Here is a 12,784-nt window from a genome sequence, read left to right on the forward strand (position 1 = left end):
CAGACGTCCGTGAGCAGATTCGCGCTTCGCGGCCAGAAACGCCCTGGTGACGCTCTCACCGAGCGCCTGGACCCCAGTGGTCGGCGCGTCCCGGCTACGGCTGGTCGTCATCGCTGATGCCGAGATCGAGCCGGGCTGTGCTTGGGCATGGCGGTCCGATGACGCCGACGGCGATCCTGCTTCGCACCCCGTCGACCGGAGCCCGTCCCCACTCGCAGAGTCCTGCGTGGAATGCTGGGTAGGCGGTCCGGCCGGGGCGGGCCGAGAGGTGGTGGATGCGATGGAGTGGGCTCGGTTCGCGCAGCAGATGGCGTCGATGGCGCGGGACCTTCTGGCGCAGGAGTCGGTCGATGCCACCCTGGAGCGGATCACGGGCTCGGCCATAGAGCTGGTGGAGGGCTGTGAAGCGGCCGGAATTCTGGTGCTGCACGGCAACCAGGTGCAGACGCTGGCGCCCACCCACGACCTGGTCGTCGACAGCGACCGGCTGCAGGAGCGGCTCGGCGAGGGGCCGTGCTTCGAAGCCGCCCGTACCAAGGAGAGGGAGCGGGTCTTCCGCGTCGCGGACTTCACCCGGGAGCAGCCACGCTGGCCCGCCTACGCTCCCCGAGCCCACGAGCTGGGTGTGGGCAGCATGATGGGTTTCCTGCTGTACACCGAGGACGAAGAGCTCGGCGCGCTGAACCTCTACTCCCGCAAGCCGGGCGCCTTCACCGAGGCCGGCGAGCTGGCTGCTCGCCTCCCATGCCGCGGTCGCCTTCTCCAGCGCCCGCACCCACGCCCAGATGGAACACGCCGTCGCCACCCGCCACCTGATCGGCGAGGCCATGGGCATCCTCATGGACAGCCACCACCTCACCGAAGAGCAGGCGTGGGACGTACTGCGCCGCCATTCGCAGGAGCACAACATCAAACTCCGCGAGGTCGCCCGCCTGGTCTGCGAGCGCGGCAGCCTGGCATGACCCACCACACGGGCGGCTCCCCCGGCTCGTGGTCTGAACCAGAGGAGCCTGGCCGGGTCAGTCCCCAAGGGGTACGCCACTGAGCCCGGCCTGAACGCCAAGTCCCCCGCCACGCGGCTTTCACGCAGCTGCGCGGCCCGGCGTTCTGGCCACCGACCCGGTCCGCCATCAGGGGACCACGCCGCGGGCGGCCCCGGGCCCACCAGGTCCCGCACGATGCCCGCCCACCAGGTCCGCTCGATGCCCGGCCGGAGCCCGCCACGCCCGGGCCTGTTCGACCTGGCCGCTACAGTTGTGCAGAATCTTCGCCATGAGTGACAACGTGTTTTTCAAGGTCTCGGCCAATGGCGAGGACCTCGGCCGCATCGTCTTCCGGCTGTTCGACGACGTGGTACCCAAGACCGCACGCAATTTCCGTGAGCTGGCGACCGGTCAGCACGGGTTCGGATACAAGGGTTCGCCCTTCCACCGGGTCATCCCGGAGTTCATGCTGCAGGGCGGTGACTTCACCAACGGCAACGGCACCGGCGGCAAGAGCATCTACGGTGAGACGTTCGCCGACGAGAACTTCCAGCTGAAGCACGACAGGCCGTTCCTGCTCAGCATGGCCAACGCGGGCCCGGGCACCAACGGCTCGCAGTTCTTCATCACCACCGTCGTGACGCCGTGGCTGGACGGCAAGCACGTCGTCTTCGGCGAGGTCGTCGAGGGCGAGGACGTCGTCAAGGCGATCGAGGCCCTGGGCAGCCGCTCGGGCACGACGAGCAAGAAGATCGTCGTCGAGGACTGCGGCGTCGTCGCCTGACGGTTTCCACCATGCCTGGCTGCCTCGCCGCAGCCATGCGGCAGGTCCACCGGGCGAGCGATGCGCTCGCCCGGTGGACCTGCGCCTTTTCCGACGAGCAGGGTTCGGCGGCGACAGGGCGGCTGTCGTGGTCAGTGCGACTCGCGGCTCACCTCCGAACCGCTGGACCCGATGAGGAAGTCGAGGTCGGCGCCGGTGTCGGCCTGGAGGACGTGGTCGACGTAGAGGCGCTCCCAGCCGCGCCGGGGGTTGGCGTGGGCGGTGACCGTGGCCTCGCCGGGTTGTCTGCGGGCCAGCTCGTCGGCGGGTACGTCGACGTCGATACGGCGGGCCTCGACGTCCAGGGTGATGAAGTCCCCGGACCGCACCAGCGCCAGGGGGCCTCCGGCCGCGGCCTCGGGGGCCACGTGCAGTACGACGGTGCCGTACGCCGTACCGCTCATCCGGCCGTCGCAGACGCGGACCATGTCGCGCACGCCCTGGGCGAGGAGCTTCTTCGGCAGGGGCATGTTCGAGACCTCGGGCATGCCCGGGTAGCCCTTGGGGCCGCAGCCGCGCAGAACCAGGACCGAGTCGGCGTCGACGTCGAGCCCTGGGTCGTCGATGCGGGCGTGGAAGTCCTCGATGGAGTCGAAGACGACGGCCCGGCCGCGGTGGCGCAGCAGGTGGGGTGAGGCTGCCGCCGGTTTGATGAGAGCTCCGTCGGGTGCGAGGTTGCCGCGCATTCGGTACGGCTTGCCCAGCTCTGCTCGCAATGGGGCGTGAAGGACGGCGCAAAGCCCCCGCACGTCCGCACGTGGACCTGCGGGACGTGCGGTGCCGTCTGGACCCGGACATCAACGCGGCGGTGAACGTCGGAGGCCGCCGGAATGGCGGTGCCGGCGTCTCGAACGCAGGTGGGACCGAACCCTCTGCTCCCGGCACAGCGCCGTGAAGCGGGAACCCGCCCAGAGCCGCGCCCAGCAGCGGCGTAGCAGACGGAGCAGCAGGAGACCCAGCCGGCCGAGGCCGCGCGAGACGGTTCCCGCGACACTGCACGGGTTCGTCGCACCGTACGTGTTCCTCGTCGACCTCGCCGCCAAGCACAACATCTCGAGGGAGGCGGCGCGCGCCGTTCGGGGTCTGCTCAGTTCGGCAGCCTTACTGCGTAGATCCAGTCGAGGCCGTCGTATCCGGGTCCGTCGAGGTGCGCTGCCCGGGACAAGCCGGCGCGCACCGCCACGCGTTGCGAGGCGATGTTGGCCGGCCGGACGCGGGCGATCAGTGGGAGGTCGGGAACGTGGCGGGATGCCCAGGCGGTGACCTCCCCTGCGGCTTCGCTGGCGTAACCGTGGCCCCAGGCCGAGGTGGCGAAGCGGTAGAAGAGGTTGAGGACCTTCATGCCGTGCAGTTCCATGGGCTTGATCCCGCAGAAGCCCAGTGGCCGGGCGGAGCCGTGGCCTCGGACGACCCAGTACCCGTATCCGCACCGCTGCCACTGGTCGTCCCAGCGGCGATACAGTTCGCCGGCCTCGTCGAGCCGGGTGAGTGTGTCGGAGGGGTTGTGCAGGCAGGTTTCGGGGTCCCGGTGGATCTCGAAGATCGCGTCGATGTCGGCTTCGGTCGGACGCCGCAATGACAGTCGAGACGTCTGCAGTTGTTGGCCGGCCGGGCTCGGGGCGCTCATGCGGAGATCGTAGAGGTGCCTCAGGAGGCCCGGGCGGGTAGCCGGCTCCGGGCCCTCGGCGGCGATCGGCTTCAGCAGCTCGTAGGACTTCTGGGCGCACTCGACGTTGGCGTGGAAGTCGACCAGGTCGGTGTGGCTGTAACGGCTCCTCCTCGCCGATGACCTTGCCGGTGGCGACCTCGTCGAGGAGCTCCTTGGCCCCGTTGGCCATGCTCGTGGTGGTGATCTCGGCCTTGCCGACGCGCTCCTGCCAGAACTTCAGATCGGTGATCAGCTGGTCGGCGAGGGACTTGTCCGCTTCGGTGATCTTCTGCTCCAGCGGGCAACGTTCGACGGGCTGCGCGGCGACGTCGTGATCATGCAGCTGCTGGAGCCAGTTCACCTTGCCCTCCCCCGCCAGGGGCAGCAGCGTGGACGGGAGGGTGGATCTATTGTGGTCGGGGGCTCTGGTCATAGCCGTCCAAACCTGGGCGGAACCGACAACATGCCCTGCTGCTCCTGCCGTCCACGGAGGGGCGAAATGAGAGTCGAAATGATCCAACGGGCCGCGAACGCCCTGTTCGAGATCCCGGACGAAGTGCACGAGGAGGTCATCGCGCTCATCAAAGCCGTGGCCGCGGACTCGACACCAGAAGTCCCGAACCTGGCCGCGGCGTTCGGTGAATGGTGCTGGCTTGTGTATACCCGGCATGGTGACGTCGTCGAAGTCCTGGACGTCGGCTGCGCCCGATGACTCAGCGCCATGAGGTGGCCGGTGACGACGTCGCCCGCGAGGCCGACGACTCGGACGACGATCGCGGGCCGGGCGGACTGGACTACGACGCGTAGGCGAGCGGCCGCGTGGGCTGACCACAGCACCTGATTCAGCAGTGGAGAGCCGTCGTGTTCTATTACGTCCTCAAGTACATCCTTTTGGGGCCGTTGCTGCGGCTGCTGTTCCGGCCGCGGGTCGAGGGGCTCGCAGATGTACCGACAGAGGGCGCGGCGATCGTCGCCGGGAATCACATGTCCTTCGCGGATCCTCTTCTCATGCCCGCGGTGCTGAAGCGGCGCATCACGTTCCTGGCCAAGGCGGAGTACTTCACCGCGCCGGGCTTCAGGGGCCGACTGACCGCGCTCGTACTCCGCAGCGCCGGGCAGATTTCGGTGGACAGGTCGGGCAGGGCCGCGGGACAGGCGGCGCTCCGGAACGGACTGAGGGTGCTGGCGAAGGGAGAACTGCTCGCGATCTACCCGGAAGGCACGCGTTCCCCCGACGGCCGGCTGTACAAAGGCAAGGTCGGGGTGGCGGTGATGGCGCTGGCCGCGCAGGTTCCGGTCATTCCGTGCGCGATGGTGGGGACGTTCCAGCTCCGCCCTTCGGGACGTGTCCTGCCGGTACCCCCGCCGGTCAGGATCCGTTTCGGGAAACCGCTGGACTTCTCTCGCTTTGCGGGGATGGCGCACGAGAAGACGGTGCTGCGGGCCGTGACCGACGAGATCATGTACGCGATCTTGCAGCTGTCAGGCCAGGAGTACGTGGACCGGTACGCCGCCGACGTGAAGGCCGGACAGGCGGCGGGGCGGCGAGGCTGAGGTCCACCGGCCTGGGTGCGATCGGGTCCGGAAGGCGTCCATGGCCAGGTTCGCGTACAGCGCGACGTGCGTCGCACCGGCAGCCGGCGCGCTGCCCGGCTCACGGCGATTCCGTCACGGCGCCCGCGTATCCGCGATCCCAGAAGTGGGCCGGGTGTCAACCACAGAACACGATCGGCAGGGCGAATACTGTGAGATTGTCCGGCCTTACAGCGGGACCGCGGCGCTGTCACCTGGGAGGTGCGCCATGGGTGTGAGGGAGGGAACCATCCCTTTCCGTGCGTACCGAACGTGGTACCAGATCGTCGGCGAGCCCCACCGCACCGGAAAGCTCGCCCTCCTGGTGATCAACGGGGGACCCGGCTGCTCCCACGACTACCTGCAGGACCTCGCGGAACTCGTCGTCGAGAGCGGCAGGCCGGTCGTCTTCTACGACCAGATCGGCACCGGCAGATCCGACCGCCCGGACGATCCCGCACTCTGGGTCATGGACACGTTCGTCGAGGAGGTCACCGTGCTGCGGGAGCACCTCAAGCTCGACGAGGTGCACCTCCTCGGCCATTCCTGGGGCAGCCAGGTGGCCCTCGAGTACGCGCTGGGGCAGCCGTCCGGCCTGCGGAGTCTCGTCCTGGCCGGCCCCATCGCGAGCGCCCCCGCCTACCAGGCCGAGACACGGCGGCTGAAGGAGTCCCTCCCCGCCGAGGTGCGGGACGTCATCGACCGGCACGAGGCGGACGGCAGGACCGACGAACCCGAGTACCAGGAAGCCACCATGGAGTTCTACCGGCGGTGGCTCTGCCGTCTGGATTCATGGCCGGATCACCTCCTGCGCACGTTCGCGGACTGGCGCGAGGATGTGTACACCACGCTGTGGGGCCCGGAGTGGAACATCACCGGCAACCTCAAGGACTGGGACGTCACCTCCCGCCTCGGCCAACTGGACGTGCCCGTCCTTGTCACATCCGGGCGCCACGACGTGGCCACTGCCGCCACGGTCCGTCCGATCGCCGACGGCATCCCGGGCGCACAGTGGGTCGTATTCGAGCAGAGCGCCCACCTGCCCTCGGCCGAGGAGCCGAGAATCTACCGCCAGGTCCTGGAGGCTTTTCTCAGCAGGGTGGAAACGGCTGATTCAGGACGCCACTGAACGCGGCGCACCTCGCTCTTCGTCGAACCGGGCGCGGGGCAGGAGGATTGTCGTGCCGAGGCGGGCAGTCGCCAAGGCCCGCAAAGCCGTGGGTCAGCATGCTGATCGGGGCGGTACCGGTGCCGACCAACGGATCGACCAAGTACCCAAGTTCACGATCCCCGCAGGCGTCCACCGGCTGGCACGCACCCACTCGCACTGCAAGGCGGGCAGCTTGCCGCGGCCAGCGGCCACTTCCGAGCTGATCGCAGCCAACTGACCAGCTCAAACAGGATTTCCCGCGGCACGGTTGACGAACCGCGGCTGGTGACCGACCTGAGCGGCGCCCTACCGGACACGTACGGCACCGTCTGCACCGAGCCCGACGCGGCCCCGAGCGCATCAGCCGCACCAGCCGCACCACCGAGGCCCCGGCTCCACTGCGCGACGAGGAACTCGCCGCGGCACTGCGGCAGCGTGCCGGGCGTGCTGCTGCGCTACCAGGCGCGTCCCCTGATGCGGTCTGGCCGACGTCAGGCATCGGCAGGCGCAACCCCGCCCACACCACCGGCGTCAGCAAGGTTCCGCTTGGCCCGCGGCTGGGCACCGTGAAGGAGGGCGAGGCGTGGATCGGCGAGGCGTGGATCGGCAACTCGCGGCCGACACGTCGTACGGCACGTTCCCTGTGTACGGGCTCCGCCCTGCACCGTGATTCCGACGGCCACCCGTGAGAGGGGACATGACGTCGACGAGCAGGAGAACGAGACGGGGGTCAACTACCTCCCCCTGCCCATCAATCCGACCTCACCCACGCTTCTCTCCGGTGCCGTGAGCGTCAGCGCGCCCGCCGACCGGACCCCGCCGGCTTCCCTGGCCGGTGATCGCTGATGCGGCCCTGCCGAAGCCGAGTGAGCCAGGTGATGCGCGCGTTCGTGCTGACCGGCCCCGGTGCGTACGAAGTCCAGGAGCTTCCGGCGCCGGTGGCCGCGCCCGGTGAAGTCGTCGTCGATGTCGAGCGGGTCGGCGTGTGCGGCACAGATGTGGAGTTCTTCACCGGCGCCATGGCCTACCTGCACCAAGGGCACTCCGCGTATCCGATGCGGCCGGGTCATGAGTGGGCCGGGCGGGTGGCGGCGGTCGGTGACGGCGTCGACCCGGGGTGGATCGGCCGACGCGTCATGGGAGACACGATGCTCGGCTGCGGCAACTGCCGTCGCTGTCATCGTGGCCATCAGCACGTGTGCGAGAAGCGGCAGGAGGTCGGGATCCGCGGAGGGCGGGCCGGGGCCCTGGCGGAGCAACTCGCGGTCCCCGCATCCTCCTTGCACGCCCTGCCCGACTCGGTCGACGCCGAGCTCGGCGCGCTCGTGGAGCCCGGTGGCAACGCCCTGCGCGCGGCGCGGGCGGCCGCGACCCGCTCCGGGGACCGTGTTCTCGTCCTGGGACCCGGGACCATCGGCCTGCTGGTCGCCATGTTCCTGCGGGCGGCGGACGCGGAGGTGCACCTGCTGGACCGTGCCGAGAACTCCCCCGCGTTCGCCCGTGCCCTGGGCTTCGAGCACGTGTGGGACGAGCGCTCTCTTCCGGACCTGCCCTTCGACGCGGTCGTCGACGCCTCGAACGCAGCCCATCTGCCCGAGAAGGCCCTGGAGTTGGTCGAACCGGCCGGCCGCGTCGTGTACATCGGGCTGGCCGGCCGTCCCAGCAGGATCGACACCCGCGCCCTCGCATTGAAGGACGTGACAGCCGTGGGCGTCCTGTCTGCCTCTCCCGGCCTGGACGCCACCATCCGGACCTACGCGTCCGCAGCGGTCGATCCCAGGCCTCTGGTCGCAGCCACCGTGGGCCTGGAGGAGGTCGGTGCGGTGCTCGCCGGTGAGCGTCCGAAGGGCGCCGGACCCGGGCCGAAGATCCATGTGAACCCCCGCTCCGATCACTCTGTTCCACAACGGAGAGACCGGTTGTCCTCCTGGTGACTGTCCGCGATCACTTGACGTGGGCGGCGGCGGTGCCGCCGTTGGGAATGATCACGTGAGGCGTCATCGCGTCACGGTAGAGGCGTTCTCCACGCGGCACGAAGCGGATTTCGGCGCCCATTGCAACGTGGGCGGCCTCGTGCGGGTGACGAGCGACACGGTGCTCGACGGTGCAGGAGCCGGCGGCTATCCGCCCGGGGTGACGAGGCCTGATTCGTACGCCACCACCACGGCCTGTGCCCTGCTGTCCAGGTCCAGCTTGGTCATCGTGCGGTTGAGGTGGGTCTTGACGGTCGCTTCGCTGATGTAGAGGCGGTCGGCGATCTCCGGATTGGACAGGCCGCGTGCGATCAGCTTCAGGACCTCCAGCTCACGGGAGGTCAACGCGTCCAGGTCCGCGGGCTGTTCGTCGGCGGTCTGGCGGGCGTACGCCTCGACCAGGCGACGGGTGACGCTGGGCGCGAAGAGTGCGTCACCGCCGGCGACCGCAGCCACCGCGGCGAGCAGTCGTTCGGGGCCGGAGTCCTTGAGGAGAAACCCGGAGGCTCCGGCGCGCAGCGCTCCGTACACGTACTCGTCGAGGTCGAAGGTGGTCAGCACCAGGATCCGGGGCGGGGGCTCGGTGGCCTGGGCGAGGATGCGTTCGGTGGCCTCGATGCCGTTCATGCCGGGCATCCGGATGTCCATCAGGATGACCTGGGGCGCGGTCTCGGCGGCCAGCGCTACGGCCTCGGCGCCGTCGCAGGCCTCGCCGACCACGTCGATGCCGGGTGCGGCGCGCAGGAGTCCCACCAGTCCGGCCCGGATGAGGAACTGGTCGTCCACGACGAGCACGGTGGTCATGTGGTGGCGTCGTCCCCCTGCCCTGCGGCCCGCGCGGAGGTCGGCAGGGTCAGCCGCACGGCGAAGCCGCCTTGCTCCTGCGGGCCGATGCTGATCTGCCCGCCGTAGAGCTTGGCCCGCTCGCGCATGCCCAGCAAGCCATGCCCGGCGTCGCTGCGTACTCTGTCCGGAATCACCCCCTGTCCGTCGTCCGTGACCGAAACAGTGACGTGATGCGGCTCATACCTCAGCCGTACTTCCGCACTCGCGCCGGGCGCGTGTTTCAGGACGTTGGTGAGGGCCTCCTGCACGACCCGGTAGGCGCACAGTTCCACTCCAGGGGCGAGCGGGCGCGGGGTGCCCTCGACGGTCAGGGCCACCGGGACACCGCCGGTGCGCACGCGTGCGGCCATCTCGTCGAGGCGGGCCAGACCCGGCATCGGGCCGGCCGGGGCGTCGTCGGCGGCGGCGCGCAGCACCGTGAGCATGCGGCGCAGCTCTTCGAGGGCCTCCTTGCCGGTGGCGTCGATGGTGTCGAGTGCGGTCCGGGCGGTCTCGCGGTCGGTGTCGAAGACGAACCGGGCGAGGCCGGTCTGCACGGAGATCACGGACATGTGGTGGGCGACCACGTCGTGCAGTTCGCGGGCGATACGGCCGCGTTCCTCGGCCACTTCGCGCCGGGCGCGTTCGGCCTGTTCCCGGCGCAGTTGCCGGGTCAGCTCGGCCGAGCGGCGGGCGACGACGCCGAACCGCCACAGCACCGCCGGATAGACCACGGCCTGACCGACGACCGACGGCCAGGAGTCGGTGTGGCTCACCGCGCCCGCATAGATCCAGACCCCGCCCATCAGCGCGGCGCAGGGAACGGAGACGCGAAGCACCCGCAGGGAGGCGACGGTGTAGACGGCGAGCATGGGGCCGAAGCTGCACACCACGGCCCAGTAGCCGGCGGTGATGTAGACCAGCCACGTCGCGTGCACCAGGCAGCACACCAGGACAGGGGCCCGGCCGCGGAGCACGAGCGGCAGGTGGACCAGGACCACCAGCGCATAGGCGGTCGCGTCGAGCGGATTCTGCCCCTGGCGCGCGGCCTCCGGTCCCAGCAGCAGGGCCACACCGGTGAGCGCCGCCGCGATCAGCGCGTCGACTGCGAGGGGGCGGATCCGCATCGCAGCAGCGTACGGCCCGCCCTGGCGGATGGGCGTCAAACTCCCGCGGTACCACGGAAGTTGCAGGGTCTCGTGTGCACACCGCATGGCCCCACACCTGGTCGGGCGGCCGTCCGGGAGAACTGGGGCATCACTCTCGCAGTCCCGCGCCGATACCGCGCTCGTTGGATGATCCACCACCGAGTACCGTCGCGGTTTACCCGCTGACGCTTCGGTTGGATCGGAAGGTCATACGTCCGTGGGACGCGGGAACAGCAGCCGTGTCCGTAGCTTCCTGTGCTGACCGCACCACCCGTGATGAGACAGGGGGAACACCGTGCGAAAGCACAAGATCGTATCGCTGACGGCATCTGCCGTGCTGCTCGGAAGCGGCGTGATCGCCGCGACGGCAGGACCGGCCGCTGCTTCGGACACACCCGTCGGCGCGGCGCGAGCCTGCACGCAAAGCGCGCCGCGTTTCACCAGTTGGCCGGGGACCGGCCCCAATGACCCCGCGTACTGGCCCGCCAGGGGAACCTACGCGACCACCACCACCCGGTGTCTGGACATCAACCTGAAGCTGGACGCGGACCGCAGTGTCAGGACCTGCTTCAAGCAGGGATCCGGCTGGAGCTGCAACAGCTGGCGGACGCTGCAGGGCGGCCGGTGGGGGCTGGCTGCCAAGAACGTGGAGAACGGCACCAAGTTCTTCCTGCAGTTCGCTGGAACGAGCCGCGCCTCGGGCTTGATCGACTACTGAAGACCTGAGGCTCCATGAGGGGCTGGGCTGGGGCTGGGACCACCTGATCACAGGCCGTGCCTTAAGAGCCCCTTCCTCCAGGGGACGCCCGCACGTGTCCGTGCCTTCCGGGCACGAGGCCGTGCGGGCGTTGTCCTCGTCCCTCACACGAAGGTCAGGTCGTCGGGGCGGGCCAATGCCAACGGCGTGTACGGCCCGGGCCACCACGGCTTCTTCAAGTCGCCGGACGATGCACCCCGCTGTCGACCACCCGGGATCCCCCCACTCACGAGAGTGACAGCCCCCTGACGAGCCGCCGCCAACTGGTGCACGCACGCCTACAGTTCGGAACATGGACGCTGAAGCCAGCCTCGATTCTCCCCCGCACGTTCCCGGAACCGAGCGACCGGTCCCCACAGCCGATCCCGAACTCGTCAAGCGATGGCGGGCGGCGGGAGGTGAGTTCGTCGAGCTGCTCTCGCAGGTGCGCGAGCAGCTCGGCGGCGTCGCCGGGTTCCGCCTCGGGCCGGCCTTCACCGTCCTCGTCACCGGTCCACAGGCGGTCCAGCACGTCCTCGCCCGCCGGCCGGAGCGGTACGTCAAGCGCTCCCACCGCGCCCGTCTGCTGATCGGCGACGGCGTCATGGCCGCCACCGGCGAGGCGTGGCAGCGACAACGCCGCCTGCTGCAGGGGCAGTTCACCGGCACCGGGATGCGCCGCTACGAACAGCGGATCACCGAGGCGGCGCGGACCACCGCCAGACGCTGGGAGGCGTACGCCCGTACCGGGCAGACCTTCGACGTCGGGCGGGAGATGCACCGCTTCGCCCTCGACGCGATCTGGCGTTCTCTCACCGGGCATCCCCTGGACGACGCGACGGCGCACGAGTTGGAGGCCATGGAGGCCGTGGGGGCCGCTCTGCCCACGCTGCCCGCCGATGCCGACGAGGCCCGGGGCGCCGTGGCCGCCGATCTCGCCCGCATCGACGCGGTCGCCCGGCGCGCCATCGAGGCCGCCCGCAGCGGGGCGGCCGGGCCCGACGGTCCGGGCCTGCTGCACGTCCTGACCGACGCCGCCGCCGAGCGCCCCGAGTACACCGACCAGCTGATCCGCGACGAGTTGGTCACCTTGCTCGCGGCCGGGCACGAGACCACCGCCACCACCCTGACCTGGCTCTACCTGCTGCTCGACCGGAACCCGGACGCACGCGATCAAGCGCTGGCCGCCGGCGACCAAGGTTCGGCGCAACGCCGCCAGGCCATCCAGGCGCTGATCCACGAGACGCTCCGGCTCTACCCGTCGGCCTGGCTCCTGCCCCGCCACGCCGCCGAGGACGACACCCTCGCCGGCCACACCGTCGAAGCGGGCACCGACATCCTGGTCTGCCCGTACCTCACCCACCGCGATCCGCAGCTGTGGCCGGATCCGGAGCGCTTCGACCCTCGGCGCTTCCTCACCCCGGGCGGCCGTCCCGCCCATCCGGGCGCCTACCTCCCGTTCGGCATCGGCCCCCGCGCCTGCCTGGGGCTGCAGTTCGCGCTCCGCGAGTCGACCGTCCTCCTCGAACACCTGCTGCCGGCCCACACCGTGACCTTCTCCTCCACCCCCACGAGCGCGCAGTACGGCATCACCGTCCGCCCCGACGGCGCCACGCCCGCGACCTTGGAGTGGGCACCCGGTTTCCCGAGGTGACACGGCGCCGGTATTGACCTGCCCTGCGTCGCCGCGTACAACATCTCTAGCCCAGAAAGCGTTTACTACAGCTTTCACCCGGACCGTGCCGCGCACCCAACGCGGCCTCACGAGAGGTGCCTTCGCGATGAGAGCTTCGGAAGGCCTGGAAGAACCCACGGCAGACAGAGCCGGCGGCCTAGGTGTGCTGACCGGACAGGTTGGTGACGCGGCTGGCTGGGGTGTGGCCGCCGATGCCGGTGTGGGGTCGGTGGTAGTTGTACCAGTCCAGC

General features: G+C 69.9%; 10 protein-coding genes and 3 pseudogenes. 8 read left to right on the forward strand and 5 right to left on the reverse strand.

Annotated features, from left to right (window positions below):
• Positions 1–280 precede the first annotated feature (280 nt).
• A pseudogene (locus tag ACZ7L6_RS42245) lies at positions 281–962 on the forward strand (GAF and ANTAR domain-containing protein).
• A 310-nt stretch (positions 963–1,272) separates the two neighbouring features.
• Positions 1,273–1,767, forward strand: coding sequence for a peptidylprolyl isomerase (locus tag ACZ7L6_RS42250; RefSeq protein ID WP_471933659.1), 495 nt, complete (start codon positions 1,273–1,275; stop codon positions 1,765–1,767).
• Between the two features lie 131 nt (positions 1,768–1,898).
• Here the strand turns inward: ACZ7L6_RS42250 and ACZ7L6_RS42255 are convergent.
• The 3 genes and pseudogenes from ACZ7L6_RS42255 to ACZ7L6_RS42265 form a co-directional block, all read right to left on the reverse strand.
• A pseudogene (locus ACZ7L6_RS42255) lies at positions 1,899–2,492 on the reverse strand (dihydroxy-acid dehydratase); the annotation flags it as partial.
• Positions 2,493–2,893: 401 nt separating this feature from the next.
• Positions 2,894–3,433: a GNAT family N-acetyltransferase gene (locus tag ACZ7L6_RS42260; RefSeq protein WP_471933681.1), complete on the reverse strand. Its 540-nt coding sequence runs from the start codon at positions 3,431–3,433 to the stop codon at positions 2,894–2,896.
• 54 nt (positions 3,434–3,487) lie between these two features.
• Positions 3,488–3,746: pseudogene (locus ACZ7L6_RS42265) on the reverse strand (imelysin family protein); the annotation flags it as partial.
• Between the two features lie 207 nt (positions 3,747–3,953).
• Here ACZ7L6_RS42265 and ACZ7L6_RS42270 point away from each other — a divergent pair.
• The 4 genes from ACZ7L6_RS42270 to ACZ7L6_RS42285 all read left to right on the forward strand — a co-directional run bounded on the left by ACZ7L6_RS42270 (position 3,954) and on the right by ACZ7L6_RS42285 (position 8,110).
• Positions 3,954–4,166 carry a hypothetical protein gene (locus ACZ7L6_RS42270; RefSeq protein WP_471933661.1) on the forward strand — a complete coding sequence of 71 codons (213 nt, stop codon included), beginning with the start codon at positions 3,954–3,956 and terminating at the stop codon, positions 4,164–4,166.
• Between the two features lie 149 nt (positions 4,167–4,315).
• A complete protein-coding gene (locus tag ACZ7L6_RS42275; protein WP_471933663.1) occupies positions 4,316–5,008 on the forward strand; it encodes a lysophospholipid acyltransferase family protein in 693 nt (230 codons plus the stop codon).
• Between the two features lie 253 nt (positions 5,009–5,261).
• Positions 5,262–6,155, forward strand: a complete 894-nt coding sequence (locus ACZ7L6_RS42280; RefSeq protein ID WP_471933665.1) for a proline iminopeptidase-family hydrolase — start codon at positions 5,262–5,264, stop codon at positions 6,153–6,155.
• A gap of 899 nt (positions 6,156–7,054) precedes the next feature.
• Positions 7,055–8,110, forward strand: a complete 1,056-nt coding sequence (locus ACZ7L6_RS42285) for a zinc-dependent alcohol dehydrogenase (RefSeq protein ID WP_471933667.1) — start codon at positions 7,055–7,057, stop codon at positions 8,108–8,110.
• 186 nt (positions 8,111–8,296) lie between these two features.
• On the opposite strand, the gene ACZ7L6_RS42290 is transcribed toward ACZ7L6_RS42285, so the two are convergent.
• Positions 8,297–8,953: a response regulator gene (locus ACZ7L6_RS42290; RefSeq protein ID WP_471933669.1), complete on the reverse strand. Its 657-nt coding sequence runs from the start codon at positions 8,951–8,953 to the stop codon at positions 8,297–8,299.
• Complete coding sequence (locus tag ACZ7L6_RS42295) at positions 8,950–10,101, reverse strand: sensor histidine kinase (RefSeq protein ID WP_471933671.1); 1,152 nt, start codon at positions 10,099–10,101, stop codon at positions 8,950–8,952. Before ACZ7L6_RS42295 ends, ACZ7L6_RS42290 begins: the two co-directional genes overlap by 4 nt.
• Positions 10,102–10,417: 316 nt before the next feature.
• Here ACZ7L6_RS42295 and ACZ7L6_RS42300 point away from each other — a divergent pair, with 316 nt between their 5' ends.
• The gene (locus ACZ7L6_RS42300; protein WP_471933673.1) at positions 10,418–10,840 is read left to right on the forward strand and encodes a hypothetical protein; all 423 of its coding nucleotides are present in this window, start codon (positions 10,418–10,420) and stop codon (positions 10,838–10,840) included.
• A gap of 331 nt (positions 10,841–11,171) precedes the next feature.
• Positions 11,172–12,512, forward strand: coding sequence for a cytochrome P450 (locus ACZ7L6_RS42305; protein WP_471933675.1), 1,341 nt, complete (start codon positions 11,172–11,174; stop codon positions 12,510–12,512).
• The last annotated feature ends 272 nt before the right edge of the window (positions 12,513–12,784 follow it).

This window comes from Streptomyces sp. NPDC107522, assembly GCF_055657525.1.